A 25,557-nucleotide genomic window follows, 5' to 3' on the forward strand; every position below is an offset into this window, starting at 1 on the left:
GCCCGATCCGACGCCGAGTCTGTGCGCGCCGCGCGACCCGACTCCGCTCCGCGAACCCGATTTTCTATAGCGAGAGTCAGTTTATACGATCGACAACCGAACGTGTTCGGGCGCGTTTCGCGGCCGTGGGAACCCTCGAAAACGGGTTCGGTGGGCCCTGTGTATCCGGGGTATGGTCGAGAAGACGGACCGGACCGGCGGATCGAACGGGGCGCGCTCCGCGGACGGTCGGCGCTTCGAGGTGTTCGTCCGCGAGGAGGAGGCGGACCCGCTCCGACACGTCGGCACCGTCGCGGCGCCGACGCCAGACGCCGCCCACGAGGAGGCGAGCAAGCTCTTCGCGTGGTACGCCCGCGACGTATGGGTGTGTCCCGCGGAGGAGACCCACCGGTACTCCGCCGAGTCGCTCGCGGACGAGGCGGGCGACGACGCGGGTACCGGGGAGTCCGGAGATGCCGACGAACCGCGCGTCTACGAGGAGACCGAGGGCACGCCGACCGTCTCCTGCGGCGGGGCGCCCGCGGCCGACGCGGCCGACACCGACGGCGCGGAGGGGTCGCGATGATCTCCGTTAGCAAGCTCCTCTGTGACCTCGACGCCGAGAGCGACGGCCTCCGGTACGACGCGGCCGACGGCTCGAAGGAGCCCCAGATCACGGACGACAAACAGGAGCGCCCGGTGGTCGTCTGGAACACCACGAAGCGGTGTAACCTCTACTGCGAGCACTGCTACGCCGCGGCCGACCAGGAGGGGGCGCCGAACGAGCTGTCGACCGCGGAGGGGAAGGCCCTCATCGACGACCTCGCCGAGTTCGGCGTGCCCGTCCTGCTCTTCTCCGGCGGCGAACCGCTCGTCCGCGAGGACCTCCCCGAGCTGGTCTCCCACGCCGCCGACAGCGGGGTCCGCCCCGTGCTCTCGACGAACGGGACCCTCCTGACCCGCGAGCGCGCCCGCGAGCTGAAGGAAGCGGGCCTCAAGTACGCCGGCGTCTCGGTGGACGGCCTCCCCGAGCGCAACGACCGCATCCGGGGCGAGGAGGGCGCGTTCGACGCGGCGGTCCGGGGGATCGAGGCGTGTCTCGACGTGGGGCTCAAGACGGGGCTCCGCTACACGATCACCGAGCACAACGTCGAGGATCTCGCCGGCGTCGTCGACCTGCTCGTCGACGTGGGCGTCGACCGGTTCTGCTTCTACCACCTCGACTACGGCGGCCGCGGCGCCGACATCTCCGACGTGGACCTCTCTCCTGAGGCGACCCGGAAGGCGGTCACCGACCTGTGCGACCTCACCCGCGAGTACCACGAGGCGGGCGAGGAGATCGAGACGCTCCTGGTCGGCAACTACGCCGACGCGGGCCACCTCGTCGAGTACGCCGACCGCGAGATGGGGACCGACCGGGCGCGGCTGATCTACCGGTACCTCCAGCGCAACGGCGGGGACCCGACCGGCGAGCGCGTCGCCGACGTCGACCCCGTCGGCAACGTCCACCTCACGCAGTTCTGGCAGGGGTACTCGCCCGGCAACGTCCGCGACCGCTCGTTCGGCGCGATCTGGTCGGACGAGTCGAACCCGCTGCTCGGGGCGCTCCGCGAGCGCGAGGACCGCCTCTCCGGGCGGTGCGCCGACTGCGCGTACAAGGGCGTCTGCCGCGGCGGCTCGCGGCTCCGGGCGCTGGCGGCCCACGGCGACCCGTTCGCGCCCGACCCGAAGTGCTACCTCACCGAGGCCGAGCGGGACGGGAACGCGGCGCTGAGCCGGATCGGCGGCGACGCGGCGGCCGACGCGGACTGAGCTACCCGTCGGACCCGCCGTCGTCGGGCCTTCCACCGCACGCGCCGGGCGGCTCGTCCGCGGTGCCGTACTTCTCGGAGAACCGCTCGTCGGAGAGCTCGCCGCGCGCGACGCCGATCGCGTCGCGGACCAGTTCGACCGTCGCCTCGTCGTGCGCGGGGCGGGGAACGAGCGCGTCTCCCCCCTCCGCCGCGTCGCGTCCCGTCTTGTCTTCGGGCGGGGATCGGGGATCGGTTTGGGAGTCGCTCATGGATCGATTTACGGGCTCCGGCACCCTCCGTGCGGCGCTTTACCGGTAGATGATTTTAAAAGCGGACCGCGCGGAACTTACCGCTCGACCTCGTCGAACACGTCGGTGACGAGCTTCGCCTGCGCGGTCCGGAGCCGCTGTGAGAGCGCGGACTTGCTGATGTCCAGCTCGGCGGCCAGCTCGCCGAGCCCCACGTCGCGGTCGTCGTCGAAGTAGCCGCGGACCACCGCGAGTTCGAGGCCCTCGCGCTGTTTCGGCGTGAGCGCGGACAGGTCGAAGGTCGCCTGCTCGCTCGCTTCCGGCCCCTCGACGACGGCGAGCCGGACCAGGCGGACGTGATCGAGGTCCTCCCTGAGCCTGCCGACCACGTCGCGGACCGTGTCCCGGTCGTCGACGTAGGTAGTCACGAGCATCGTTCCGTCCTCGACCCGCCGGACCTGCGGGACGCAGCCGAACTCCTGGAAGATCCGACAGAGGCAGTCGTCGGAGACCTCGCCGCGGGCGCGCACCAGACCGTCGTCGTCGGCCGGCTGCACGTCCACGGTGCACTCGTGGCCCACCGCGTTGACGGCAACGTCGCTCGCGTCGGGGGTCTCGGAGACGATCGGGCACTCCCAGTCGTCGCTGGGATCGATGTCGAGGTCGACGCGGAGCCGCCGTCCCTCCCCTGCGGCATCGGCCATGGGGTCGCTTCGCGGCCGGGCGGCTTAGTGGCTCGGCGGATCCTCAGTGTCCGGGAACGCGGGTGGATGGGGCTGGCTCGGTCCCTCGGGTTCTCCGGATCCCGCGCCGTTTATGTGCCGCGCCGCGGTTCACGGAGACGACGTGCGCGAGACAGCACGCGGAGCCCTCGAACTGGCACGCCCGGGGAACTGCGTCGCCGCCGCGGTCCTCACCGCGACCGGCGCGTTCGTCGCCGGCGCCGGCGACGCGCTCGCCCCGGCGGCGATCGCCGCGGTCACCACCGCCTTCGCGGTCGCCGCCGGCAACGCGATCAACGACTACTTCGACCGCGAGATCGACGCGATCAATCGGCCCGATCGCCCGATTCCGCGCGGCGCGGTGTCGCCGCGGGGCGCGCTCGGGATCGCCGGCGTCTGGTTCGCGGCCGCCGTCGCGCTCGCGGTGGCGCTCCCGCGGCTGGCGCTCGCGATCGCCGGGATCAATCTCGTGGCCCTCGTCACCTACACGACCGTATTTAAGGGAACGCCCGGGCTCGGCAACGCCCTCGTCTCGTACCTGGTGGGGTCGACGTTCCTGTTCGGCGGCGCAGCCGTGGGACGGCCCGAGGCGGTCGTCGCCCTCGCGCTGCTCGCCGCGCTCTCGACGTTCGCCCGCGAGGTGATCAAAGACGTCGAGGACGTGGTCGGCGACCGCGAGGAGGGGCTCCGGACGCTCCCCGTGGCGATCGGCGAGCGGCGGTCACTGTGGGTCGCGACCGGATCGCTCGTCGTCGCCGTCGCCGCCAGCCCGCTCCCGTACCTCTCCGGAACCTTTGGCGGGGCCTACCTCCTCCTCGTCGCGGTCGCCGACGCGGTCATGCTGTACGCCTGCTACGAGGCGTTCGCCGACCCGACCGCGGCACAGCGGCGGTTTAAATACGGGACGTTCCTCGCCGCCGCGGCGTTTGTCGTCGGCCGCGCCGTGCTGCTCGTCTGAGCGATCGGGGATGAGCGCCGACCGTGACGCCTTTCGCCGATTTCCGGGAACAGGACCGCTGATCGATATCCGGCGCGCCTGCTCGCGCCCTTAAAAGGGCGCGAGCAGACCGCGAGGGAGGGCGGCGGCGGCCGCGCTGCGGTGCGGTTCCGCGGCCGCCGCCGCCCGAGGTTGGGGAGGCGTGAGGCTGCGGTGTCGTGCGGTGCGGGGTGGGACTCAAAGGGGCAGCCGCGAGGCGGGCGCAGGCGACGGGAGGACCACAGCGAGTGAGCGCAGCGAACGAGCGAGGACCGCCCCGAGCGTGCGCCCGCCTCGCGGCTGGGGCTTTGACAGTGTTCTCCGCGGGGGTTTCGATCGCGTATCGCCTCGCAGCTGGGGCTTTGGCGGTGTTCGTCATCGATCAGAAATCAACGACTTATAAGCGAGCGGCTGGGGCTTTGGAGGAGTTCGCCATCGATCGCCGTTTATAAACAAAACGACCGAATCGCTCCACAGCGCGGCCGCTCAACGAATCAGCGTATCGAAAAACGCTCGACGGCGGACAGTTAGGTGACGGTCACGCGACGTTGAAGCCCTTGTCGCGGAGGAAGTCCTCCACGCGACCCGAGTGGTTCCCCTGCAGCTCGATGGCGCCGTCCTCGACGGTGCCTCCGCAGGCGAACTTCGACTTGAGATCCGACGAGAGGGAGCTCATGTCGACGTCTTTCGGGTCGAATCCTTCGATGACCGTTACCTCCTTTCCGTACCTGCGCTCGTCGATGCGGATGCTGATCTGCTGGGACTCCTTCGCGACGTCCTCGCAGACGCAGAGTTCCTGGGGCAGTCCGCACGTCGAGCAGACTTCCGACATTACGACCGAAACTACAAGACGCCTGTATTAAATAGTGTCGGGAGTGCGGCCGGCGCGCACGCCGAGCGCGGCCGCGTCTCGCCCGCGCTCCGCTCACTCGCGGTCGAACAGCCGGCCGATCACGGGCGTCCGCTCTAAGGCGAGCCGGCGGACGACCCGCCGCGCCTCGTCCGCCTCCGCGCGCGTCACCGAGCCGGCGTACGCCGCACGCTCGTACGTCTCGCCGACCGCTCGGGCGCGCTCGTCGCCGTCGCGGAGCGGGAGCGCGTCGAGGTACGCCCGCGGCGTCTCCCCGGGCCGTCGCTCGCGGTAGCGCCGCGCGAGCAGGCGTTCCAAGTCCGCGAACGCCCGCTTCGCGTCGGCGACCGGATCGCCGCGGCCCCACGCCCACGGAACCCGAACCCGGACGGCGCGGCGCGCGCGCTCGGCCACCCCCAGCCGTCGGGCGCCGGCGACGCCGACCGTCACGACGAACAGCCAGTACGCGACGGCCTCTCGCGAGGGGATCGGGAGGCCGCCGTCCTCGCCCCCGCGGGCTCCCGAGTCGACGCCGCCGGCCGGCGTTCCGTCCTGGACGAGCCGCTCCTGAGAGAACCCGTCCTCGGTGATCCCGGTGCCGATCCCGGTGGCGTCGCCCGTCCCGCCGGCGGTCCCGTTGCTCCCGTTCGCAGCCGGAAGCGTCTCGTCTTCGGCCCCGACGGACGGGTCGTCTTCGGGGTCGGTCGTCGGGTCGTCGCCCGGCTCCGACGCCTCGGTGTCGACATCGGCCTCACCGGTCTCGCGGGCCTCGGCGAGCCGCCGGCTCCGGGCCTCGTCGCGCTCGCTCGGCGGGGTCGGGTCGAACGTGACCCAGCCGTGCTCGGGGAAGTACACCTTCACCCACGCGTGGGCGTCCTGTCCGCGGACGACGTACCGGTCCTCGCCCACCCGCTCGCCCTCGGAGTAGCCGGTCGCGAACTGCGCCGGGATCCCCTGCGAGCGCACCATCGCGACCATCGTCGTCGCGAAGTACGTGCAGTAGCCGGCGTCCATCTCGAAGAGGAACGCGTCGGCGACGTCACCCTCCGGCTCCTCGACCGCGAGCGAGTAGTCGTACTCGGTCCGCAGGTACCGCTCGACCGCGGCGGCCCGATCGTAGGGGTTCTCGGCGTCCGCCGCCGCCACGATCTCTTCCGTGCGCTCGCCGACGCGGTCGGGCGTGCTCTCCGGGAGCTGGGTGTACCGCTCCTCGATCGCGGAGTCGTACTCCGTGCTGGCGTTCCGGAGCGCCGCCGGCTCCGCGTCGAGCACCCGGCTCTCGACGGTCGTCTCCTCGCCGGGGCGTAGCGCGGCCCCGAGCCGGATCGCTCCCCGCTCGTCGACCTGCGCGGTCGAGGCGCCCGCGCCGCGCACGTCCACGGCCTGCCACGGCGCGGGCAGCGCGGTCGACTCGGTCCGCGCGGTGACCGTGACGTTCGCGGTCGTCGTCTCGCCGGGCGGACCGTCGAGCGACCCCTCCAGGTTCGACCGCTCGCCCGACCGCACCCAGCCGTCGCCGGTGTAGGTGTCGTAGGCGGCGACGTGCCAGTTCGACGCGACCGGGCTCTCGATCTCGTACCGAACCTCCGGCGAGAGCCGCGTCGGACCGACGACCTCGACCTCGTCGCCGGCGCCGAGCGACGACTCCAGCGTCTGGCCGCGGTCGGCGGCCCACGGCTGCGCCGCGCCCGCCGGCAGCACGGTGACCGTCGCGCTCACGAGGATCATCGCCGCCAGCACGGCGGCGAGCTGGTCGCCGTGGCTCCGGAGCGCGCCCGGCGTCGACAGCGTCGAGAACCCGGCGGCGGTAGCGGCGCCGACGACCCCGACCAGCGCCGCCAGTCCCCCCGCGTCGCCGGTGCAGACGAGGAACCCGAGCGTCCCGCCGGCGACCGCGGTCGCACCGACGTGGCGCCCCCGACCGGCGAGGTACGCGACGAGGAACGTCGGGACCGGCGCGACCGCGAGCACCCACACGTCCGCGACCGCGAGCCGGAGGATCGAGAGCCCGGTCAGCAGCGACACCACGTCGAGCGCGACGCTCTCGACCGAGAACAGCGCCCGCCGGCTCGCGGGGACCGCGAAGTAGTACCCCGCGAGCCCCGCGGCGAAGAGGGTCGCCGTCAGCCGCACGGCGGTGCGCTCGGTGACGACCCGCGCGAGGACCGCGCCGGCGACCGCCGCGATCGAGACGGCCGCGGCGGTCCGCGCCGTCCCCCCGACCACGTTCGTCGCCTCGAAGAACACGCCGAGGTACGCCGCGGCGACGAGCGCGACGCCGACGACCGCGGGGTCCGCGAGCCCGCTCCAGTCCTCGGCGGGCTCGTCGGCCTCCTCGCGGCCGAGGTCCGGCAACGCGCCCGACGCGCGCCTGCTCGCGGCCGCGACGCGCCGCTGGTCGCCCGGGACTCGACCGCTCATCGCCCGCCAACCCCCGGTTCGGGCGGTGTGCCGCCGGCCTCCGGTGTCGGTTCCCCTCCCGACTCACCGTCCGCGGCCGACGCCCGGAGCTCGTCCACGTCGACGGTCCGCCCCCCGGTCCGGTACCGCGCGCCGTCGCCGTCGGCGATCACCGCCACGTCGGCGTCGTCGACGGCGACATCGCCCGGACCGGTCACCGCGGCCAGTTCGAGGACGGCGCGCCGGCCCTGCGGCCCCGGTCGGACCGACACGCTCCCGGCCGGCAGCGTCAGGTCGACCGGGACCCCGTCGTCGAGGACGGCGAGCGCGAGGCTGGCGGCCGCGCTCGCGAGGGCGTCGGCCCCCTCGCGCTCGCGGGTCGTCTCGCCCGCGATCGACACCCGCCCGCGCCGCGTCTCCGCGGCGAACTCCTTGACCACGATCTCGTCGCGCTTCGCGGTCGTCGGCCAGTGCACGTCGCGGAGCGCGTCGCCGCGCGCGTACTCCCGCAGCCGGTCGAACTCCTCGCGCCGCCGGCTCACGCCGACCGCGTCGGCGGCGTACAGCTCCCGCCGGAACCGCGCCGGAATCGGGTGACAGACCGGATACGCGGTCACCGCGTCCGCGTCGTCGACGACCACCTCGCGGTCGAAGAGCCCGAACACGTCCGTCGCGGTCACCCTCGCCGGCCCCAGCCGGCGCCTTCCCCGCTTGCGGTACCGGACCCGGTACGTCACCGGTCCCTCCCCGATCGACGCGCGGATCGGGGTCTCGGGCCCTTCGAGCCCCTCGTCGGTGTCGTCGGCGACGGCCGCCAGATACGTTCCCGCCGCTCCCGCGGTCGACGGGCGAAGCTCGATCCGGACCTCGCCGCGCTCGCCGACGAACCCGTCCGGCGGCGGGACCCGCCGCACCTCGGGGTCTTCGACCCGCGCCAGTTGGACGTAGCCGGCGACGAGCGCGACGATCCCCGGGAGGACGACCGCGTCGAGCGCCCGCCCGCCCGCCGCCAGCGCCAGCAGGCCGCCGATCACGCAGGCGGCGGCGACGACGCGGCCGCGCCGGGTGAGGGTCGCCTTCGGCATCGGCTCACTCCACGGGGACCCGTTCGAGGGCGTCGGCGACGATCTCCGCGCCGTCGGCGCCGCCGGACTCGGACCGGATCCGATGGGCGAACACCGTCGGCGCCTCGGCCTGCACGTCGTCCGGGATCACGTAGCCGCGGCCGTCGAGCGCGGCCCGCGCCTGCGCGGCCCGCAACAGCGCGAGGCTCCCCCGCGGGCTGACGCCGAGGTGGGCGTGCCGCCGGGTGTGGACCGCCAGCCGCGCCACGTACTCCCGCAGCTCCTCCGTCGCCTCGATCGCGCCCACCGCCGCCCGCGCGCGACGAACGTCCTCGATCGTCGCCACCGGTTCGACCGCCTCGACCGGGTGGCCGGCGGCCATCCGCCCGATGATCTCGGCCTCCTCGTCGGTGTCCGGGTAGCCCAGCCGGATCTTCTTGGTGAACCGGTCGACCTCCGCGACCGGCAGGTCGTAGGTCTGTCCGGGCTCCACGTCGTTTTGCGTCGCGATCACGCAGAACGGGTCCGGGAGCTCGCGGGTCTCGCCGTCCGTCGTCACCTGTCGCTCCTCCATCGCCTCGAGGAGGGCCGACTGCGTCTTGGGGGGCGCGCGGTTGATCTCGTCGCCGAGCACGACGTTCGCGAACACCGGACCCGGCTGGAACTCGAACTCGTCTGTCGACTGGTCGAAGACGTTGACGCCCGTCACGTCGGAGGGAAGGAGGTCCGGCGTGAACTGGACGCGCTTGAAGGAGCCGTCGATCGAGCGCGCGACCGCCTTCGCGAGGGTCGTCTTCCCGACGCCGGGCACGTCCTCGACGAGGAGGTGGCCGCGGGCGAGCAGGGTGACGACGACGTGCTCGACCGCCTCCCGCTTCCCGACGATCACCTCCTCGACGTTGTCGGCGACGCGATCGGCGAGCTCGGCAACCGCCGCGGGCGCCATCGCGGGCCCCTCGGCGGCCGTGCCGTTTTTCTCGCCGTCGCCGTCCACCTCACCGTCGCCGTTTCTCTCGCCGAGGCCCGCACCCAGCGGCCCCGACTCCCCCGGGTCAGTCATGGCGTCGCTCGTCGTCACGGACCGCGGATCGCGGCCCGCCTGTGGCGACCCGGTCCGGTCGCGTACCGCTCCGGTCCGGGCGCGCGCCGACCCGCCGGAGGAAGACCGTGCGAGTGGTACCCATTGTCATCGATATGACTCGGGTTAGGATAGCAGCGGGATATGCGTTCCGCCGAGGCGTCTCCGGCGCACACCCCCGGACGCGACGCTATACGATCGACGGCGGGAGTACGTGAATCACTGCGATGAATCAGTTGTTTATAAGTCGGATTGTGGTGGTGCTGGCGGGTGTTTATAAGGGATCGACGATGCTCACTACCATCGATCTGCGAGACCCACTCCCGCTATCGATCGCCGTTGCGCCAAAACGCGGAGTGAGTCCGGGGAGGAACGCCCGGCCGCTAACCCCTCTCCGGACCCCGTAGCGCCCTAAAAGGGCGCGTCCGGTCCCTCGTCGGGGTCGGCGTCGCCGTCGGGGTCGCCGCCGTCGGCCGCGGTCGGAACGAGCGCTCCCGCGTCGCGCTCCCACGCCTCGATCCCGCCGCGGAGGCTCTCGACGCGCGCGCGATGCGTCCCGGCGTAGCTCCCGATGAGCTGGGCCGCCTGGCGGCTGGCGACCCCGTGGGGACAGACGGTGACGATCCGCGCGGCGCCCTCCAGCTCCGCGACGCGGCTCGTCAGCTCCGGGAAGGGGATACACTCGCTGCCGGGGACGTGTCCGCGGTCGAAGGCGCGCCGGTCGCGGATGTCGACGATCCGGAGGTCCTCTCCCCCGTCGTCACCCTCCCCGTCTCCGGAGTCGCTGTCGGCGTCGTCGAGCAGCGCGGCCAGCTCCTCGGGGTCGATCTCGCCGTCCATCAGGGGAGCGGGCAGAGGCTGGCGGTGATGACGGCGCGCTCGTCGGTGTCGTTCCGGGCGCCGTGGACGGTCCCGCGCTCGTTCAGCACGACCGCGGGCGCCGCGAGCGTCTCCTCCTCGTCCCCGCGAACGACGGTCGGCTCGCCCTCGAGGACGTGGAAGACGTTGGTGGCGTCGCCGTGCTCGTGCGGGTCGACGGTCGCGCCCGGGCCGAGCGCGAACGCCTTGACGAGCACGTCGTCGGTGACGGCCAGCTCCGCGGTCTCCACTGCTCCGTCGTCGGGCGCGAGCCCGTCGACCCCGTCCGCGTATCGATCGAGCGTCATACCGTGTCGTCGCCGGCGTCGGTACAAAAGGCGTTTGGCGGATCGGGGGCGCGGGGCCGGGGAACGCGACGCGGGCGGCCGCGGCCACCGAGCTACTCCCGCGCGCCCGGCGGCAGCGGGTCGGCGTGCTCGGCGATCGCCTCGGCGACCCGGTGGGGCTCCTCGTGGACGACCCAGTGGGTCGCCGCGTCGAGGGTGAGGAGCCGGCCGTCGGCGCAGCGCTCGACGCTCTGGCCGGCCAGCCGCGTGGCGAGGAAGCGGTCCTTCGCGCCCCAGATCACGAGCGTCGGGACCTCGACGGTCTCCGTCTCGGGGGTCGGGCGATCGCGGACGATCGCCCGGTACCAGTTCACCATCGCCTCGAACGCGCCGTCGCGGTTCCACGCGCGGCGGTAGCGCCTGAGGTCCTCGTCGGTGAACGTTCCCGGATCGCTCGACTCGCGGAGCCCCCGGGCGGCGAGGCGCCAGTTCCCGGCGCTGGCGACCGCCTCGGGGAGCTTCGGGAGCTGGAACGCGAGGACGTACCAGCTCTTGAGCCGCTGGTCCCACGAGCTCCGGAGGGCGCGCTCGAAGACGGTCGGGTGCGGCACGTTGACCGCGACGAACTCCGAGAGCCGGTTGGCGTGGTGCAGCGCGAGCCACCAGCCCACCGCGGCGCCCCAGTCGTGGCCGGCCACGGCGGCGGTCTCGCGGTCGTACGCGTCGATCAGGCCGACCACGTCGCGCGCCAGCGCGTCGATCCGGTAGTCGCTCACGGCGGGCGGCTTCTCCGAGAGGTTGTAGCCGCGCTGGTCGGGGACGACGACGCGGTAGCCCGCGTTGGCGAGCGGCGCGACCGTCTCGTGCCAGCCGTACCAGAACTCCGGGAAACCGTGGAGCAGGACCAGCAGCTTCCCGTCTTCGGGCCCGGCCTCGACGACGTGGAGCCGGACGTCGCCGACGTCGACCGCCCGCGACTCTCCCGGCACGTCCTCGGGAATTTCGTCCGACGGCACGGGCTCGTCGAGCGCTTCGAGCCCGAGGCGTCCGGCGCCGGTCGCCTCCCCCCCGTCGGTCGTTTCCCCCTCGCCGCTCGCCGCAGTCGACGCGTCGCTCATGCATCGGTCTCGGGTCGCGAGGGTGAAATAGCTACGTTCGGCGCGAACTCGCCTCCTCGGTCTCCGTCATCCCGGGAACCGAAATCCTCAAGCCGTTGGCAGACCGCTGTCGGGTATACTAGTGATTCTGACGGCCGGCCCGACGGGACGCGGGGTCAGCGACGGCCCCTCGGCTCGACGGACGAGCGCGTTCCGATCCCTCGGGGGGCGGGACCCGGCGCGCTCGGTCGGGCCGGCCCGCGGTTCGGCGGCGTCAGACCACACTCTCGCATAACATGGTATCGGACACGTCGACCTCGGACACAGCGGCATCGACCTCAGCGGCGTCGGATTCGGACGGATCGGATTCGACCGAATCGGACGCGAACGGCTCGGCCTCGACCGAATCGGGCGGAGCGGTATCCAACGTTCTCCTCGTCACGATCGACTCGCTCCGGGCGGACGCGATCGGCCCCTACGACGACGACCGACACTCGCCGGTGCTCTCGGAGCTGGCCGCCGACGGGACCGTCTTCGACCGCTCGTTCGCCACCGGCAACTGGACGCCCTTCTCGTTCCCCTCGATCCTCGCCTCCGAGCCCGTCTTCACCCGGAACGGCGACATCGGCGTGAAGGGGGCCCGAACGCTCGCGTCCGTGCTCTCCGAGGCCGGCATCGCGACCGGCGGCTTCAACGCCGCGAACGGCTTCCTCACCTCCCACTGGGGGTACCCCGAGGGGTTCGACGAGTTCGAACCGTTCGTCACCAGCGTCGGGTCGAGCCGCTACAGCCGGTACCTCGCGGCGCACCCGACGGTCGAGGCGTGGATCCAGCTCGCCACGTCGCCGTTCCGCCGGTTCGGCTCCAAGCTCCGCGGCGAGAGCGACGACCGGCCCTTCCTCGACGCGTCGCGGATGTTCGACGTGGAGGACGCCGCGACCGACTTCGTCGACGACGCCGATGACCCGTTCTTCCTGTGGGTCCACTACATGGACACGCACACGCCGTACGTCCCCGCGCCGCGGTACATCCGCGAGGTCTCGGACGGGCTGGTCGGCACCCACCGAATGCTCCACGCCCACACGCGGACGAGCCTCGGCTGGGAGGTCGGCGAACGCACGCTGCGCGAACTCCGGACCCTGTATCAGGCGACGGTGCGACAGGTCGACGCCAGCGTCGGGCGCCTGCTCGACGAGCTCGAAGCGGCCGGGATCGCCGACGAGACCGCGATCGTCGTCGCCGGCGACCACGGCGAGGAGTTCCAGGAGCACGGCCACCTCGCGCACTACCCGAAGCTGTACGACGAGCTGATTCAGGTGCCCCTCATCGTGAACGTCCCCGGTGAGGACGGCGGCCGGCGCGTCTCCGAGCACGTCGGGCTCGACGCGATCCCGCCGACGGTCGCCGACCTGCTCGGCGTCGAGGCGCCCCCGGAGTGGCGCGGCGAGTCGCTCGCGCCGGCGGTCACCGGCGACGAGTCGCCCGATCAGGACCCGGTCGTCTCCGTCACCGTCCGCGGTGAAGAGGTGACCGAACAGCCGATTCCGCGGTCGCTGTCCGACGGCGACCTGCTCGTGAGCGTCCGCGACCACGAGTGGACGTACATCGAGAACGCGGACACGGGGGAGACGGAGCTGTACCACCGGCCCTCGGACCCGACCCAGCAGGAGGATCTGTCGGCGGACCCGTCCGACGAGGCGCTCGCGGTCGTCGAGCGGTTCGCGCCCATCGCCGCCGAGCACGTCGCGGAGCTCCGCGACGTACAGGCGGACGCGGAGGAGGGCGGCGAGAACGGGAGCGACGAGGACGAGGCGGTCGACGAGGACCTCGAAGCCCGCCTCGAAGCGCTCGGTTACCGGTGATGCTCCGCGCCGTTCTCAGGGACCTCGCGTCCGGGCCGATCGCGGTCCAGATGCGCCGGTTCGTCGTCGTCGGGGCCACCACCGCCGCGATCCAGATGGGCCTGCTGTGGCTGTTCGTCGACACGGCCGGGCTGAACTACCTGATCGGCGCCACCATCGCGATCGAGATCACAATCGTCCTCTCGTACGTGCTCAACAACGCGTGGACCTTCCGCGCGAGACAGAACACAGGGACTTCAGCGTATCTCAGAGGGCTGCTCAAGACGAACCTCGTCCGCGGCACCGCCATCCCGATCCAGCTCGGGGTGCTGGCCGCGCTCGTCGAGTGGGCGGGGGTCATGTACCTCGTCGCCAACGCGGTCGCCATCTTCCTCAGCGGGCTCTACCGGTTCGTGCTCGACCACCAGTGGACGTGGGGGTGACCGGTCGGGGCCGCCGGCCGCCGCGGCCCGCGGCGCTTCGACGACCGTTCAGAACGGAAGCCGCGGCTCCACGCGGGCGACGAGGTCCCTGACCGCCTCCCGTTTGTAGTAGCCGACCGCGGACGCGACGACGACGACGAGGATGAGCGCGACCCCCGAGAGAACCCGCCCGCTCGCCAGCTCGCCGCCGGCGTAGACGGTGAACACGTACGCGGGCAGCCGACCGACGGCGATCACCGCGATGAAGGTCGGGAGCGACCACTTCGTGAGCCCGCTTAGAAAGCACACCGCGTCGTCGGGCAGCCCGGGGATGATCACGAACGCGAACAGCCCGGGGACCCCGACCGTCTCGACGAAGCCGTCGAACCGCGTTATCACGTCCTCGTGGAGCACGTCCTCGACGAACGAGCGACCGTACCGCTTCGCGAGCGAGAAGGCGACCGCGCTGCCGATGAGCACGCCCGTGAGGCTGTAGACGGTGCCCGCGACCGGCCCGAAGAGGTAGCCCGCGACGAGCGCGACGACCTGCCCGGGGATCGGTGCGACGACGACTTGGAGGGCCTGCACGGCGACGAACACAAGCGGGGCGAGGACGCCGAACTGCCGGAGCCACGCGCGCAGCGCCTCGGCGTCCGTGATGAAGCCCGCGTACTCACGAACGAAGAGGTAGAGGCCGACGAACGCGGCCGCAACGACGACGATCGCGAGAATTCCCCGCCGCCGGTCCGACGCCGAAGCGAAGAGTTGCATCCGTGTCACACGCGGCCAGCGTCGGACTTGAAAGTTGGCAACGTCGCAGTTCGGGTGGCGGTGGGTGAGGCGATCGACGAGCGAGTTCGTCTTCGTCGCTGTCTCCCGGAAGTTCGCGAAGCCGCCCGCCTCGTCGATGGCGACCGTAACGAAGTGCTCGATCAGGTCCGCCCCAGTCTCTGTGGGCTCCGGGATCCGGAACACCGGCAAGTAGTCGTCTCTGTGTACCCCCACTGGTCCGTTTCGTAGGCGTCCCCGTTAGTGAGCAGCTCGATGAAATCGATGCTATCTCCCTGATTGGATCTTCCACGTAATCGCCGCCCCTTGCGCCTGCACGGGATGCTGCAGGCCGTCGAACTCCGCAACCCCACACACGTCGACGTCGATATCAAACCAGTACTCGATATCGCGAGCCGTCTTGTCGGCGAGCCGCTCTGCCGTATACTGTCCAGGGAGACAATCGACCGTTTCCGGATCGTCGTCCGACCGCTCGTAGAACAGCCCGAGTAATCCCCCGTCGCGATCGAACTCCGACTCGCTCAGCTTCTGTGCGTCACTCAGCAGGGTGTGCTCGTGAAACGGGCTGAAAACGCGTTTCGGCATCGAGTCTTCCGGATCGCCGTTTGCGCGCCAGTATCGGAGCAGCTTGCACTCGACCGGAGTTCCGTCCGGGAGGACGAGATCGCAGCTCTCGGAGCCATCGGGATAGGGGACCTCCAGCTGCGTCTCTCGATACGTCGAACTGTGTCGTTGTAGCTCCTCGACGAGTAGTTCCACCTGCCGCGGCTCGTCTTCGGAGCCGATCCCGGCTCCGTACTGCCCCTCGGTGTCTCGGTCGACAGTCGGGATGACGGTCGCGATATCGTCCGCCAACCGTGCCAGCGCGTTCTCGCTACTCATGTGATCGAGTGGTTCACCGGGCTGTAGAACAGTTGCCATTGTCCGGTCGACAGTTCAAAACGGGAGCGAGCGCACACCGCACAGGTCGTTTACAAGCTGGACCGGCTGTATCCGGCCGACATCCGGGGTCGGCGCGCTTTTTCACGGCGACGTTCAGCTCCACTCGTTCAGGTTCACGACCGGCGGCAGATCGGTCGGTGTCGTCGGTGACGATCGCGATGAAGACGTTCGAGTCGACAAAAAACGTCATACGTCTTCGCGCGATTCGCGAACGGCATCGACGGGGTCGATCTCCGGCGAATCCTCGACGGCGAGTTCAGCGAGCGCTTCACCGAACTTCAGATCTTCAGAGGGCCGATTGTCGTCGTCGGGACGCCATTCCGAACGTGACATATCCTCTGATAGATGTGGCGACATTATAAATTTCCGCCGAGTACCAGAGTCGGTTACGGCCACCCGAAGGCCGTCGCTCGTCGATCAAAAGTGCGGGAGAAGTGGGCCGGCACGAATTTGAATCGTGGTTACGGCCACCCGAAGGCCGAAGGATACCAAGCTACCCCACCGGCCCGCACTCGACAGAAGGCCGTTCGTTCTTTTAACCTTTCCGAAAGCCGGGGCGATCGGGGAACGCTCCCGGCCGGAGCCGCCCGCCCCGCCCGCATCACGCCTCGAAGTATCGGTCCCGATGCGCCCGGCAGCCGGGGTTGAACGCGGCGTCACACCGGGGGCAGGCGTCGTCGTCGGGCGAAGCCCGACTGCCAGAGGCGCTCCGCGGCTCGCTGTCGTCGGACTGCGTCCGACTGCTAGAGGGACTCCGTCCCTCGCTGTCGCCGGACACAGTCCGGCTGCCAGAGGCGCGTTGCGCCTCACTGTCCCGGTCGAGATACTCACGGGCGGTGAGCGTCGCGCCGCAGGCCCCGCACAGCACCGCGGGCTCGTCGAACCGGTCGCGGGGCCACGGCTCGGCCTCGTGATCGGTCGCGGCGTCGTGGCAGGCGTCGCAGGGGTAGTACGTCTCACAGCAGCCGAACCGGAGCGCGACCACGTCGACGGCGCTGTCCCAGTGGGCGCAGCGCGTCTCGGGGTCGACGGCGACGCCCCGGAGCGGGACCGCGAACCGGTCGTCGGTCGCGGGCGCGGTCGTCGTGCGCCGGTCGTCAGTAGGAGGCGTACCCATCGGTGTCGAGCCAGTTGTGGACGACGGAGACGGTGTGGTCGGCGTGGAGCCGCTTCGGCCCGACGCGCACGCGGCGGTCCGCGCGGTCCGCGAGCAGGTCGCGCTCGGCGGCGGCGAAGTCGTTGTGGTCGGAGAGCACGAACACGGGGTCGGTCGGCGGCGCGGCCTCGACGAGGGGGTCGCCCTCCTCGTGGAGCTGGACGAGGGTCGGGTCGTCGCCGGCAGATCCGCCGGACCCGCCCGAAGCGCCGGACCCGTCGAGCAGCCGGTCGAGCGTCGCGTCGAGCCCCATCCGGCGGAGCTCGACACCGGGCGACACGTCGGCGGGCATGTGCCCGATGGCGTCGTCTTGCGCGTCGAGCGCGTCGCGGATCCGGGCGGCGACGTTGCGCTCGTCGGGGTGGAGGTGCCGGAGGCTGTCCGCGTCGAAGGTGACCGTGAACTCGTCGGCAGCGACGAGGTGGACCCGGACCGCCTCGCGGATCCCGTGCGAGAGGAAGACGCCGGCGCTCACACACCGACAGAGGAGGTCGAGCCGGCCCGCCCCGGGGATGTCCGACAGCGAGATCGCGTCCGGATCGGTGGGCACGTCGTGGCCGATGACGACGAACTGGCGCATACGCGGGGGTCGACCCCGAGGCTCATAAGCGACCCGACCGGAGGGGACCCCATGAGCGTCACCGGGATCTGCCAGGTGTGCGAGGCGGCGCCGGCGCGGCACGCGTGCCCGCGGTGCGGCCGCGCGGTCTGCGAGGACCACTGGAACGACGCCGCCGGGGCCTGTACGGCGTGCACCCAGGGACGCCAGCAGTGAGACGGCCCCGCGCCCGCGGTTCGACCAGCCGTCGACGCCCTACCGATGCCGGTTCAGCCGCTTTTTGAGGCGCTTGGCGGCGTCGCCCGCGGCGCCGAAGTAGGTCGCCTCGTCGCCTGGTCGGCTCGACTCCTCGCCGGCGAAGATGATCCCGCGCGAGGAGTTGACGAGCCCTACGTCGACGGCGGCGTCCGGGCGCTCCGCGAGCCCGTGCTCGACCGCGGCCTCCGCGTCGCCGCCCTGCGCGCCGACGCCGGGGACGAGGAAGGGGATCTCGGGGACGATCTCGCGGACCTCGGCCAGCTCCTCGGGCGCGGTCGCGCCCACGACGAGCCCGACGTTGTCGTTCCCGTTCCACACGTCCGCGAGCGCCGCGACCCGCTCGTAGAGCGGCTCGCCGGAGGCGAGTTCGAGGTCCTGCAGGTCGCTCCCGCCCGGGTTGGAGGTGCGACAGAGGACGAACACGCCACTCTCTTCGCGGTCGAGGAACGGCTGGAGGGAGTCGCGGCCGAGGTACGGGTTCACCGTGATCGCGTCGGCGCCGAGCCCGCCGTCGTCGAGCGCCCCGGCGTAGCGTCGGGTCGTGTTGCCGATGTCGGCGCGCTTGGCGTCCAAGAGGACCGGAACGCCCTTGCCGTGGGCGTATGCGATCGTCTCCTCGAGCGCGCGCCAGCCGTCGGCGTCCTCGTAGAACGCCGCGTTCGGCTTGTAGCAGGCGGCGTGCTCGTGGGTCGCGTCGATGATCCGGCGGTTGAACGCCCACCGCGGAAGGTCGGCGTCGGCGACGAACTCGGGGAGCCGGCTCGGATCCGGGTCGAGCCCGACCGAGACGAGGCTGTCGGTCGACTCGATCCGGGCCGCGAGCGTCTCGAAGAAGCTCATGTGAGGGGGTGCGTCCGGGGGCGCGCTAAACGTTGCTGTTTCGCCCCACCTCACCGCCCTCGCTCGTCCGCGCGTCCGCGGCCGGCGTACGTCGCGATCGTCCCGAACAGGTACCGCTCCTCCGTCAGCGTCGCCGCGTTCTCCGCGAGCGCCCGCCGCGCGGCCGCCGTCCGCCGGTCGAGTCGGTCGAGGGGATCGCCCGCGTCCGCGTCGAACAGCCGTCCGTTCAGGCGGACGAACGCCGAGAGGGCGGCGTTCGCGGGGCGGCTCCCCCGCGGCGCGAAGGCGGCGACGACGACGCTGTCGGCCAGGTCACACCAGCCGCTCACGACCGCGTGCGGGTCCGAGAACAGCGACGTGACGAACGTCGCGAGGACGGCGTCGACCGCTCCCCCGTGGATCGGCGGGTCGGTGGCGTCGCCCCGCACGAACGCGACGTTCTCCCACCCCCGCCGGTCGGCCAGTCGCCGCGCCCGGTCGACCATCGCGCCGGTGACGTCGACGCCGACGACGCGTCCGGTCGGGCCCACGGCCTCGCGCAGCGCCGGGACGTTGACCCCTGGCCCGCAGCCGAACTCGACGACGGTGTCGCCCGGAGCGAGGTCGAGCGCCCGCACGCAGCCCGCCCGAACCCCGCCGACCGAGGCGGTCGCCCGCGCGAACCAGTCGTAGACCCGCGCCCACGCGGCGTAGCCGCGCTGGATCCGGCGTATCGGGTGCGCGTCCTCGTCCTCGGCGGTCGACGACGGCGTGCGGCCCCCCGATCCCCCCGGCGTCGACCGCGGCCGGCTCCGGTCCCGAGTCACGAGAGCGCCCCGAGCTCCGCGGGGGCGGTCTTCGGCCACCACAGCTCCGGGCCGTCGCGCGCGACCGTCGAGTAGCACCGCTCGCCGCTGTCGCAGTCCCGCGGGCGCTGGTAGTCGATCCCCCGTTCCGCGAGGTACGTCACGTACCCGTCGTCGACGCGGTCGAGCTTCTCGTGGCAGACCCACTTCTCGCCGTAGATCCGCGCCCCCACGTTTCGGTACGGACAGGTGAACGTCGTTCGCTCCGCGCCGGCCTCGCTGTCCGTGTCGTCGATGTCGACGCCGACCGACCGGTACGCCAGCCGGAGCCGTCGGACGATTCGCTCGGGAGAGGACGCGCCGAGGAAGAGCCCGTGCGCGAGGACGTAGCCGAAGCCGTGGAGCAGGCGCTCGACGCGGGTCAGGTCCTCGGGGTCGTCGGCGAGCATCGACCGGAGCGTCGCGTACCAGCCGGCGATCTCGGTCACGTCGTTGGCCGCCTCGTCGGCCCTCGCGAGCGCCCGTCGCTTCTCCGGGAGCGGCGCCGCGCCGTCTGAGAGCCGGAACGACGGCACCGCCTCGACGTGTTCGAGCACGTCCTCGCGGAGGATCTCGCGGTCGCCGTACGCTTCTGTCAGCTCCGCGAGCTCCGGGTACCACTCGCGCGTCAGCCTGCCGTACGTCCCGTCGAGGAGGTCGTCGACGCGGTCGGCGTCGTCGTCAAGCGTCGCAGGGAACGCGTCGACGACCCGCCGGAGTTCGGCGGGGTCCGGTCCTGCCATGGGTCGACGTGGCAGGCCACGGGCTTGAATCCGGAGGTCCCCCGGCGACTTCCGCCTTCACGACGACCAGCGCTACCGCAGCCCGACCCGCTCTTTCAGCCGGCGCGCGCCGCGGCGCGCCCGCCGCCCGACCGAGAGCGCCGCGAACGCGCCGCGGACGAACCAGTCGGTCGGGAGTCGGTCCGGAAACCCGAGGGGCCCGACCCGCGAGACGCCGATCGTCCGCGACTCGACGTACCGCCGGATCCCCTCGGGGCCGTGACGGCGGCCCAGCCCGGAGTCGCCGAAGCCCCCCATCGGCGCGTCCGCGGCGCCCCACGTCGCGAGGAAGGCGTCGTTGACGTTGACGGTGCCGCAGTCGATCTCGCGGGCGAGGGCGGCGCCCCGGTCGCGGTCCCGCGTCCACACGCTCGCGTTGAGCCCGTACGGCGAGTCGTTCGCGGCCGCGACCGCGGCGTCGGCGTCGGGCACGGGCGCCACGGCGACCACCGGCCCGAACGTCTCCTCGCACGCGACGGTCGCGTCGGGGTCCACGCCGGTCAGAATCGTCGGCTCGTAGCAGTAGGGCCCCGCGTCGGGGCGGGCCCGGCCCCCCGTCAGCACGGTCGCGCCGCGCTCGCGGGCGTCGGCGACGTGACTCTCAACCCGATCGAGCTGGGCGGCGTCGACGAGCGAGCCCACCTCGGCGTCGTAGTCGTACCCGGTCCCGAGGGTGAGCCGTTCCGTCTCGCGGACGAACGCGTCGAGGAACGCGTCGTACGTCGGCTCCGCGACGTAGATCCGCTCCGCCGACAGGCAGAGCTGTCCCGCGTTCGAGAAGCAGGCCTGGACCGCGCCCCGCGCCGCCTCGTCGACGTCGGCGTCGTCGAGGACGACGAGCGGGTTGTTGCCGCCGAGCTCCAGCGAGCAGTCGACGAGGTTCCGCCCCGCGCGCTCGGCCACGGCGCGGCCGGTCTCGGTGCTCCCGGTGAACGCGACGTGGTCGACCGCGTCGATCAGGGCGGGACCGACCGTCGGCCCCTCGCCCGTGACGACCTGAAACAGCCCGTCGGGGAGCCCGGCGACCTCCAGCAGTTCGCCGAGCGCGAGCGCGCCGTACGGCGTCTTCTCGTCGGGCTTGAGGACCACCGCGTTGCCCGCGGCGAGCGCGGGGAGCGCGTCCGCCATCGACAGCGTCAGCGGGTAGTTCCACGGCGAGATTACGCCGACGACGCCGACCGGCTCGTAGGTGACGGTCGCCGTCGAGATCCCGGGCGCGACGGCGGCCCGCCGCTCGTCCGCGAGGGCGCCGGGCGCGCGCTCGGCGAGGTAGCCGCACCCCGTCGGCACGTCGAACAGCTCCTCGACCGCGGTCCGGCGCGACTTCCCGGTCTCGACTTGGAGGAGATCGAGCAGCTCCCCGCGGCGGTCGAGCACGAGGTCGCCGAACCGGTCGAGCACGGCCGCGCGCTCCGACGCGGGCGTCGCCGCCCACTCGTCCTGTGCCGCCCGGGCGCGCTCGACCGCGGCGTCGACGTCGTCCGCGTCGCAGGCCGGCACCGAGCCGATCCGCTCGGCGGTCGCCGGAGCGAACACCTCGAGGGCGCCGCCGTCGGCCGAGCCGGTCCGGTCACCGCCGCCGTCAGCGGGACTCGCGCATGCCACGCGACCGGCGAGGTCGTCGAGCCGTCGGGCCGCGAGGGTCGGGGCGTCGGCGAGCGCCGCGGGGGGATCGGGCGAAGACATCTGACACCGATCGAACGGTCGGGCGAGGGAAAGCTGTGCCGGCGGATCGGGCGGGTCGAACGAGTGAAAGCTGTGCCGGCGGATCGGGCGGGTCGAACGAGTGAAAGCCGTGCCGGCGGATCGGGCGGGTCGGGGAGCCAGCCGGGAAGGGTCAGTCACTCCTCCGCGTTCCCTGCGCCCCCGAGGGAGTCCGCCGGTGCGCCGCGCTCGGTGAGCATGTCGATCACCTCGAGCAGCAGCGACACGACGAGGGGGCCGACGATGAGCCCGACCGCGCCGAGCGTGAGGACGCCGCCGACGAACCCGACGAAGTAGAGCCCCGGAGAGATCCGGCCGGCCCAGTCGGCGAGCTGCGTCCGGATCACCGCGTCGGGAACGAAGGAGACGACGACGATCCCGAGCACGAACACGGCGATCGCCCGTCCGGTCTCCTGGGCCAAGAGGTCGCCCGCGGTCAGCGCGACGACGAGCACGCTCGGACCGACGACGGGTATGAACTGGAGGACCCCGGCGATGACCGCCAGCAGAGCCGGCGAGTCGTACCCGAGGAGCGCGAACAGCGCGAACGCGAGGCCGAACGTCCCCGCCGCCGTCGCCGCCTGCAGGACGTAGATCGAGTACAGCGTCTCCCGCGTCCGCTCGTGGAGCCGCGTCGGGATGTCTTGGTACTCGGCGGGCACCACGCCGAAGACGGCGGTTTCGACCGCCCTCGGTCGGTAGAGGATTCCGTACACGAGGAACGTGAAGACGACGAGCTCCAAGACGAGCCGCGGCGCCGCGGCCGCGACCCCGATCGCGACCTGGCGGATCCACACCTCGGCGGCCGCGACGTACGGCACCGTCTCGAGGGCGAATTCGAACTCGCCCACGCTGATCGGGACGACGTCGGGGATCTGTCCGAGTATCTCGATCAGCGCCGCTCGCCGCCGATACAGCACGTAAAACAGCGGAACCACGAGGAGCACGGCGGCGACGAAGGCGACGACGGTGGCGGCGACGCACGCGATCCGGCGGGACACCCCCCGTCCGACGAGCCGCTGACGAACCGGGTACAGGACGTACGCGACGGTGACCGCGAAGACGACGGTCCGCAACACCTCCGCCAGCACGACCGCCGCGAGCGCGGCCAGCGCGACGAGCAACGCGCCCAGCAGCCGTCCCCGGTTGAGGATCATGGTCGGGCCTCACGTCCGCCGGTAAAAGTCGTTGCGGGTGCGGTGGGCGCCTCCGGGTCTCCGTACGCCCCTACCCCCGCGAGGGCGCAGCGCCGGCGTCGGCCGCCGCTGGGGACCGTAGCACCTAACCTCGCGCCCGCCCGAGCAGGGGTATGCGCATCGACCCGTTCGGCCTCGAACGCTGGTTCGCGGAGTACGAGCACGAGGCCGACATCATGCTGGCCGAGAGCGGGATCCGGTCGCTGGGCGCGGACCGGTTCGACCTCGATCCGGGGAAGCTCGGCTACGTCATCCCGACGAACGGCGACCCCGAGTTCCGCGCGTCGGTCGGCGACCGGTACGGCCGGAGCGCCGACGAGGTGCTGTTCACCTGCGGGACGCAGGAGGCGAACTTCCTCGCGTTCCTCTCGCTTCTGGGCGACGAGGGCGCCGTTGACGGCGGATCGGAAGCCGGGGGCGACGGGGTCGACGGGGAGGACCCCGACGGCGAGGGAGTCGGCTCCGGCACCCACGCCGTCGTCGTCACGCCGACGTATCAGGCCCTGCACGCCGTCCCCGAGGCCTTCGGCGAGGTGACTCGCGTCGAGCTGGAACCCCCCGAGTGGGAGTTGGACCCGGACGCGGTCGCCGACGCCGCCCGCGACGACACCGCCGTGATCGTCGTGAACAACCCGAACAACCCCACCGGCCGGTACCACGACGAGGCGGCGATGCGGGCGGTCTACGACGTGGCGGTCGACCGCGACGCGTACCTCCTCGCGGACGAGGTGTACCGCCTGCTGGCCGAGGCGCCCCAGCCGCCGGTCGCCAGCTTCGGCTCGCACGGGATCTCGACGACGAGCCTCACCAAGGCGTACGGGCTCGCCGGGCTCCGGTTCGGCTGGATCGCCGGCCCCGAGGCGGTCGTCGAGCGCGCGTGGCGCTGGAAGGACTACACCACCATCTCGCCGAGCCTGTTCGGCCAGCACGTCGCGAAGCAGGCGCTCGGCCGGCGCGAGCCGAGGATCTTGGAGGAGAACCGCGAGCTCGCGGAGACGAACCGCGCGATCGTGGCCGACTGGCTCGACCGCCACGGCCTCGACTGGTACGACCCGGTCGGCGTCAACGGGTTCGTCACGGTCCCCGACGGGTTCGACGACGCCGAATCGTTCTGTCGGACCGTCGTCGAGGCGGAGAGCGTCGTGCTCGCGCCCGGCGGGCTGTTCGGCTTCCCGAACCGGTTCCGGATCGGGTTCGGGCTCCCGACCGAGGAGCTGGAGGAGGGACTCGACCGCGTGAGCCGCATCATCGAGGGCGAGCGTGCGGACGAGATCGGCGCGGAGGGGGGTGCCTGAGATGGGCTTTTTCAGCGAGATCAAAGAGGACGTGGTCGGGTTCGTCCGCGACCCGACCGACGAGCAGAAGGCGCTGTTCGTCGCGGTCGTCGTCATGGCGATCGCCGACCGCGCGCTCTGGTGGATCGACTTCCCGTTCGTCGTCCGGACCACCGCCGCGGTCGGGATCGGCTTCCTCGGCCTGTTCGTCGCCAGCTACCTCCTCACCGGTCAGTTCGTCCCGCCGGACGGCGACGCCGACGAGGAGGAGTACGTCGACGAGATGGACCCGTAGGGGGCCGCCGCCCGAGTCGGTCATCGTCCGCCCCGCACAACGCCGTTCCAAACCGTTTATACCCGCGCCGGGGAAAGTAGCGCCCATGCCGCGAGAGCAGAAGCAGGTTCGCGAACTGCAGGAGGGAAGCTACGTCATGATGGACGACACTCCCTGTAAGATCAACCACTACAGCACAGCGAAGCCGGGGAAACACGGGAGCGCGAAGGCGCGCGTCGAGGGCAAGGGCGTCTTCGACGACAGGAAGCGCTCGCTCTCGCAGCCGGTCGACGCCAAGGTCTGGGTCCCGATAATCGAGCGCAAGCAGGGACAGGTCGTCAACGTCAACGACGACGAGGTCCAGGTGATGGACCTGGACACCTACGACACGTTCACGATGCGCATCCCCGAGGGCGAGGACTTCACCTCGGACGACAACATCGAGTACCTCGATTACGAGGGTCAACGGAAGATCGTCGGGTAATCGGCGATGTTCCCCGGGGCGACGACCGACCGCGAAGCTGCTTCCTACGTGGTCGTCGGCGCCCCGCTCGATGCCACGACCACTTTTCGGCCGGGGACTCGGTTCGGACCGGACCGAGTCCGCCGGTTCGCCGAGACGTACGACGACTACGACCGCAGGACCGATAGCCGCTTCTCAGCGCTCGGCGTCGGCGACGCCGGGGACGTACGCCCGTGGGACGACGCGGAAGCGTACCTCGACCACCTCGCCGCCGAACTGCGGAGCGTCACCTACGACGACGCGGTCCCCCTGCTCCTCGGCGGCGAACACACGGTCACGTACGCGGGCGTCGACGCGGTCGACCCCGACCTCCTCGTCGTCTGCGACGCGCATCTCGACTTACGCGAGGCGTACGACGGGACCCCGTGGAACCACGCCTGCGTCACGCGCCGGTGTCTCGACGACCTCGGCGTCGACCGCGCCGTGATCGTCGGCGCGCGCACCGGCTCCGAGGCGGAGTGGGACCGGGCCGACGGCCCCGACGTGACGGTCGTCCCGCCGGCGGACGCCCGAGCGTGGATCGACGCGCTCGCCGACGACGGCGTCTCCGAGGAGTCCGTCTACTGCTCGGTCGATATCGACGCCCTCGATCCCGCGTACGCCCCCGGAACGGGCACGCCGGAGCCGTTCGGACTCGACCCCCGAGAGGTCCGAGACCTCGTCCGGGCCGTCGCGCCGAGCGCCGACGGGTTCGACGTCGTCGAGGTGAACGACCGCGACGACGGACAGGCGGCCGCGCTGGCCGGAAAGCTGCTGCGGGAGTTCGTCTTCGCCCACGGCGACGGGCGGTAGCCCGGCCGCCGAAATCGGCGCGGCGCGAC

At 71.8% G+C, this 25,557-nt stretch carries 28 protein-coding genes, 1 tRNA gene and 1 pseudogene; 9 read left to right on the forward strand and 21 right to left on the reverse strand.

Annotated features, from left to right (window positions below):
* Positions 1-172 precede the first annotated feature (172 nt).
* Both CK500_RS10070 and CK500_RS10075 read left to right on the forward strand, forming a co-directional pair.
* On the forward strand, positions 173-565 hold the full coding sequence (locus tag CK500_RS10070; RefSeq protein WP_095637111.1) for an Htur_1727 family rSAM-partnered candidate RiPP: 393 nt from the start codon (positions 173-175) through the stop codon (positions 563-565).
* Positions 562-1,791 (forward strand): TIGR04347 family pseudo-SAM/SPASM protein, encoded by a 1,230-nt coding sequence (locus CK500_RS10075; protein ID WP_095637112.1) that lies wholly within the window; start codon positions 562-564, stop codon positions 1,789-1,791. The genes CK500_RS10070 and CK500_RS10075 overlap by 4 nt, the downstream gene beginning before the upstream one ends.
* Before the next feature lies 1 nt (position 1,792).
* On the opposite strand, the gene CK500_RS10080 is transcribed toward CK500_RS10075, so the two are convergent.
* Together CK500_RS10080 and CK500_RS10085 are read right to left on the reverse strand one after the other, a co-directional pair.
* Positions 1,793-2,041: a hypothetical protein gene (locus CK500_RS10080; RefSeq protein WP_095637113.1), complete on the reverse strand. Its 249-nt coding sequence runs from the start codon at positions 2,039-2,041 to the stop codon at positions 1,793-1,795.
* A 77-nt stretch (positions 2,042-2,118) separates the two neighbouring features.
* Positions 2,119-2,724, reverse strand: a complete 606-nt coding sequence (locus tag CK500_RS10085; protein ID WP_095637114.1) for a helix-turn-helix domain-containing protein — start codon at positions 2,722-2,724, stop codon at positions 2,119-2,121.
* Positions 2,725-2,836: 112 nt separating this feature from the next.
* Here CK500_RS10085 and CK500_RS10090 point away from each other — a divergent pair, with 112 nt between their 5' ends.
* Complete coding sequence (locus CK500_RS10090; protein ID WP_198951544.1) at positions 2,837-3,700, forward strand: geranylgeranylglycerol-phosphate geranylgeranyltransferase; 864 nt, start codon at positions 2,837-2,839, stop codon at positions 3,698-3,700.
* Positions 3,701-4,256: 556 nt separating this feature from the next.
* On the opposite strand, the gene yciH is transcribed toward CK500_RS10090, so the two are convergent.
* The 7 genes from yciH to CK500_RS10125 all read right to left on the reverse strand — a co-directional run bounded on the left by yciH (position 4,257) and on the right by CK500_RS10125 (position 11,373).
* A complete protein-coding gene (yciH, locus tag CK500_RS10095; protein WP_004046732.1) occupies positions 4,257-4,550 on the reverse strand; it encodes a stress response translation initiation inhibitor YciH in 294 nt (97 codons plus the stop codon).
* Positions 4,551-4,643: 93 nt separating this feature from the next.
* Positions 4,644-6,989, reverse strand: coding sequence for a transglutaminase TgpA family protein (locus CK500_RS10100; protein ID WP_095637116.1), 2,346 nt, complete (start codon positions 6,987-6,989; stop codon positions 4,644-4,646).
* Positions 6,986-8,053: a DUF58 domain-containing protein gene (locus tag CK500_RS10105; protein ID WP_095637117.1), complete on the reverse strand. Its 1,068-nt coding sequence runs from the start codon at positions 8,051-8,053 to the stop codon at positions 6,986-6,988. Before CK500_RS10105 ends, CK500_RS10100 begins: the two co-directional genes overlap by 4 nt.
* Before the next feature lie 4 nt (positions 8,054-8,057).
* Entirely contained in the window at positions 8,058-9,092 is a 1,035-nt protein-coding gene (locus tag CK500_RS10110) for an AAA family ATPase (RefSeq protein ID WP_095637369.1), read from the reverse strand.
* A 429-nt stretch (positions 9,093-9,521) separates the two neighbouring features.
* Complete coding sequence (locus CK500_RS10115) at positions 9,522-9,950, reverse strand: rhodanese-like domain-containing protein (RefSeq protein ID WP_095637118.1); 429 nt, start codon at positions 9,948-9,950, stop codon at positions 9,522-9,524.
* The gene (locus CK500_RS10120) at positions 9,950-10,276 is read right to left on the reverse strand and encodes a cupin domain-containing protein (protein ID WP_095637119.1); all 327 of its coding nucleotides are present in this window, start codon (positions 10,274-10,276) and stop codon (positions 9,950-9,952) included. Before CK500_RS10120 ends, CK500_RS10115 begins: the two co-directional genes overlap by 1 nt.
* 92 nt (positions 10,277-10,368) lie before the next feature.
* The gene (locus tag CK500_RS10125) at positions 10,369-11,373 is read right to left on the reverse strand and encodes an alpha/beta fold hydrolase (protein WP_095637120.1); all 1,005 of its coding nucleotides are present in this window, start codon (positions 11,371-11,373) and stop codon (positions 10,369-10,371) included.
* Between the two features lie 275 nt (positions 11,374-11,648).
* On the opposite strand from CK500_RS10125, the gene CK500_RS10130 reads away from it, so the two are divergent.
* Positions 11,649-13,214: a sulfatase gene (locus CK500_RS10130; protein WP_095637121.1), complete on the forward strand. Its 1,566-nt coding sequence runs from the start codon at positions 11,649-11,651 to the stop codon at positions 13,212-13,214.
* Complete coding sequence (locus CK500_RS10135) at positions 13,214-13,636, forward strand: GtrA family protein (protein WP_095637122.1); 423 nt, start codon at positions 13,214-13,216, stop codon at positions 13,634-13,636. The genes CK500_RS10130 and CK500_RS10135 overlap by 1 nt, the downstream gene beginning before the upstream one ends.
* 48 nt (positions 13,637-13,684) lie before the next feature.
* Here CK500_RS10135 and CK500_RS10140 read toward each other — a convergent pair whose 3' ends face one another.
* The 12 genes and pseudogenes from CK500_RS10140 to CK500_RS10185 all read right to left on the reverse strand — a co-directional run bounded on the left by CK500_RS10140 (position 13,685) and on the right by CK500_RS10185 (position 22,626).
* Positions 13,685-14,386, reverse strand: coding sequence for a TVP38/TMEM64 family protein (locus tag CK500_RS10140; protein WP_095637370.1), 702 nt, complete (start codon positions 14,384-14,386; stop codon positions 13,685-13,687).
* 66 nt (positions 14,387-14,452) lie between these two features.
* Positions 14,453-14,640 (reverse strand): annotated as a pseudogene (locus tag CK500_RS17810) (restriction endonuclease); the annotation flags it as partial.
* Between the two features lie 31 nt (positions 14,641-14,671).
* Positions 14,672-15,286 (reverse strand): hypothetical protein, encoded by a 615-nt coding sequence (locus tag CK500_RS10145; protein WP_095637123.1) that lies wholly within the window; start codon positions 15,284-15,286, stop codon positions 14,672-14,674.
* A 246-nt stretch (positions 15,287-15,532) separates the two neighbouring features.
* Positions 15,533-15,679: a hypothetical protein gene (locus CK500_RS17215; RefSeq protein ID WP_158224040.1), complete on the reverse strand. Its 147-nt coding sequence runs from the start codon at positions 15,677-15,679 to the stop codon at positions 15,533-15,535.
* A 102-nt stretch (positions 15,680-15,781) separates the two neighbouring features.
* Positions 15,782-15,854: transfer RNA gene (locus CK500_RS10150), tRNA-Pro, on the reverse strand.
* Between the two features lie 93 nt (positions 15,855-15,947).
* A complete protein-coding gene (locus CK500_RS10155) occupies positions 15,948-16,463 on the reverse strand; it encodes a CHY zinc finger protein (protein WP_095637124.1) in 516 nt (171 codons plus the stop codon).
* On the reverse strand, positions 16,444-17,082 hold the full coding sequence (trmY, locus tag CK500_RS10160; protein ID WP_095637125.1) for a tRNA (pseudouridine(54)-N(1))-methyltransferase TrmY: 639 nt from the start codon (positions 17,080-17,082) through the stop codon (positions 16,444-16,446). The genes CK500_RS10155 and trmY overlap by 20 nt, the downstream gene beginning before the upstream one ends.
* A 234-nt stretch (positions 17,083-17,316) precedes the next feature.
* Positions 17,317-18,159, reverse strand: a complete 843-nt coding sequence (gene pyrF / locus CK500_RS10165; RefSeq protein ID WP_095637126.1) for an orotidine-5'-phosphate decarboxylase — start codon at positions 18,157-18,159, stop codon at positions 17,317-17,319.
* Between the two features lie 50 nt (positions 18,160-18,209).
* The gene (locus CK500_RS10170; protein ID WP_198951545.1) at positions 18,210-19,004 is read right to left on the reverse strand and encodes a class I SAM-dependent methyltransferase; all 795 of its coding nucleotides are present in this window, start codon (positions 19,002-19,004) and stop codon (positions 18,210-18,212) included.
* Entirely contained in the window at positions 18,962-19,726 is a 765-nt protein-coding gene (locus CK500_RS10175; protein ID WP_095637128.1) for a hypothetical protein, read from the reverse strand. Before CK500_RS10175 ends, CK500_RS10170 begins: the two co-directional genes overlap by 43 nt.
* 72 nt (positions 19,727-19,798) lie before the next feature.
* Positions 19,799-21,451: a succinic semialdehyde dehydrogenase gene (locus CK500_RS10180; protein WP_095637129.1), complete on the reverse strand. Its 1,653-nt coding sequence runs from the start codon at positions 21,449-21,451 to the stop codon at positions 19,799-19,801.
* A gap of 155 nt (positions 21,452-21,606) precedes the next feature.
* Complete coding sequence (locus tag CK500_RS10185; protein WP_095637130.1) at positions 21,607-22,626, reverse strand: AI-2E family transporter; 1,020 nt, start codon at positions 22,624-22,626, stop codon at positions 21,607-21,609.
* A gap of 152 nt (positions 22,627-22,778) precedes the next feature.
* Here CK500_RS10185 and CK500_RS10190 point away from each other — a divergent pair, with 152 nt between their 5' ends.
* The 4 genes from CK500_RS10190 (at position 22,779) to speB (ending at position 25,528) form a co-directional block, all read left to right on the forward strand.
* A complete protein-coding gene (locus CK500_RS10190) occupies positions 22,779-23,960 on the forward strand; it encodes an aminotransferase class I/II-fold pyridoxal phosphate-dependent enzyme (RefSeq protein WP_095637131.1) in 1,182 nt (393 codons plus the stop codon).
* A gap of 1 nt (position 23,961) precedes the next feature.
* Positions 23,962-24,234 carry a hypothetical protein gene (locus tag CK500_RS10195; RefSeq protein ID WP_095637132.1) on the forward strand — a complete coding sequence of 91 codons (273 nt, stop codon included), beginning with the start codon at positions 23,962-23,964 and terminating at the stop codon, positions 24,232-24,234.
* A gap of 85 nt (positions 24,235-24,319) precedes the next feature.
* A complete protein-coding gene (locus CK500_RS10200; RefSeq protein ID WP_095637133.1) occupies positions 24,320-24,697 on the forward strand; it encodes a translation initiation factor IF-5A in 378 nt (125 codons plus the stop codon).
* A 6-nt stretch (positions 24,698-24,703) separates the two neighbouring features.
* Positions 24,704-25,528 carry an agmatinase gene (gene speB / locus CK500_RS10205; RefSeq protein ID WP_095637134.1) on the forward strand — a complete coding sequence of 275 codons (825 nt, stop codon included), beginning with the start codon at positions 24,704-24,706 and terminating at the stop codon, positions 25,526-25,528.
* The last annotated feature ends 29 nt before the right edge of the window (positions 25,529-25,557 follow it).

It is taken from the genome of Halorubrum salipaludis (assembly GCF_002286985.1).
In the GTDB taxonomy this organism is placed as follows: Archaea; Halobacteriota; Halobacteria; order Halobacteriales; family Haloferacaceae; genus Halorubrum; species Halorubrum salipaludis.

Bases quoted from the DNA above. Each gene is read 5' to 3' on its own strand.
- CK500_RS10070 (WP_095637111.1), top strand. From the start codon at position 173: ATGGTCGAGAAGACGGACCGGACCGGCGGATCGAACGGGGCGCGCTCC.
- CK500_RS10075 (WP_095637112.1), top strand. From the start codon at position 562: ATGATCTCCGTTAGCAAGCTCCTCTGTGACCTCGACGCCGAGAGCGAC.
- CK500_RS10080 (WP_095637113.1), bottom strand. From the start codon at position 2,041: ATGAGCGACTCCCAAACCGATCCCCGATCCCCGCCCGAAGACAAGACG.
- CK500_RS10085 (WP_095637114.1), bottom strand. From the start codon at position 2,724: ATGGCCGATGCCGCAGGGGAGGGACGGCGGCTCCGCGTCGACCTCGAC.
- CK500_RS10090 (WP_198951544.1), top strand. From the start codon at position 2,837: ATGTGCCGCGCCGCGGTTCACGGAGACGACGTGCGCGAGACAGCACGC.
- yciH (WP_004046732.1), bottom strand. From the start codon at position 4,550: ATGTCGGAAGTCTGCTCGACGTGCGGACTGCCCCAGGAACTCTGCGTC.
- CK500_RS10100 (WP_095637116.1), bottom strand. From the start codon at position 6,989: ATGAGCGGTCGAGTCCCGGGCGACCAGCGGCGCGTCGCGGCCGCGAGC.
- CK500_RS10105 (WP_095637117.1), bottom strand. From the start codon at position 8,053: ATGCCGAAGGCGACCCTCACCCGGCGCGGCCGCGTCGTCGCCGCCGCC.
- CK500_RS10110 (WP_095637369.1), bottom strand. From the start codon at position 9,092: ATGACTGACCCGGGGGAGTCGGGGCCGCTGGGTGCGGGCCTCGGCGAG.
- CK500_RS10115 (WP_095637118.1), bottom strand. From the start codon at position 9,950: ATGGACGGCGAGATCGACCCCGAGGAGCTGGCCGCGCTGCTCGACGAC.
- CK500_RS10120 (WP_095637119.1), bottom strand. From the start codon at position 10,276: ATGACGCTCGATCGATACGCGGACGGGGTCGACGGGCTCGCGCCCGAC.
- CK500_RS10125 (WP_095637120.1), bottom strand. From the start codon at position 11,373: ATGAGCGACGCGTCGACTGCGGCGAGCGGCGAGGGGGAAACGACCGAC.
- CK500_RS10130 (WP_095637121.1), top strand. From the start codon at position 11,649: ATGGTATCGGACACGTCGACCTCGGACACAGCGGCATCGACCTCAGCG.
- CK500_RS10135 (WP_095637122.1), top strand. From the start codon at position 13,214: ATGCTCCGCGCCGTTCTCAGGGACCTCGCGTCCGGGCCGATCGCGGTC.
- CK500_RS10140 (WP_095637370.1), bottom strand. From the start codon at position 14,386: ATGCAACTCTTCGCTTCGGCGTCGGACCGGCGGCGGGGAATTCTCGCG.
- CK500_RS10145 (WP_095637123.1), bottom strand. From the start codon at position 15,286: ATGAGTAGCGAGAACGCGCTGGCACGGTTGGCGGACGATATCGCGACC.
- CK500_RS17215 (WP_158224040.1), bottom strand. From the start codon at position 15,679: ATGTCACGTTCGGAATGGCGTCCCGACGACGACAATCGGCCCTCTGAA.
- CK500_RS10155 (WP_095637124.1), bottom strand. From the start codon at position 16,463: ATGGGTACGCCTCCTACTGACGACCGGCGCACGACGACCGCGCCCGCG.
- trmY (WP_095637125.1), bottom strand. From the start codon at position 17,082: ATGCGCCAGTTCGTCGTCATCGGCCACGACGTGCCCACCGATCCGGAC.
- pyrF (WP_095637126.1), bottom strand. From the start codon at position 18,159: ATGAGCTTCTTCGAGACGCTCGCGGCCCGGATCGAGTCGACCGACAGC.
- CK500_RS10175 (WP_095637128.1), bottom strand. From the start codon at position 19,726: ATGGCAGGACCGGACCCCGCCGAACTCCGGCGGGTCGTCGACGCGTTC.
- CK500_RS10180 (WP_095637129.1), bottom strand. From the start codon at position 21,451: ATGTCTTCGCCCGATCCCCCCGCGGCGCTCGCCGACGCCCCGACCCTC.
- CK500_RS10185 (WP_095637130.1), bottom strand. From the start codon at position 22,626: ATGATCCTCAACCGGGGACGGCTGCTGGGCGCGTTGCTCGTCGCGCTG.
- CK500_RS10190 (WP_095637131.1), top strand. From the start codon at position 22,779: ATGCGCATCGACCCGTTCGGCCTCGAACGCTGGTTCGCGGAGTACGAG.
- CK500_RS10195 (WP_095637132.1), top strand. From the start codon at position 23,962: ATGGGCTTTTTCAGCGAGATCAAAGAGGACGTGGTCGGGTTCGTCCGC.
- CK500_RS10200 (WP_095637133.1), top strand. From the start codon at position 24,320: ATGCCGCGAGAGCAGAAGCAGGTTCGCGAACTGCAGGAGGGAAGCTAC.
- speB (WP_095637134.1), top strand. From the start codon at position 24,704: ATGTTCCCCGGGGCGACGACCGACCGCGAAGCTGCTTCCTACGTGGTC.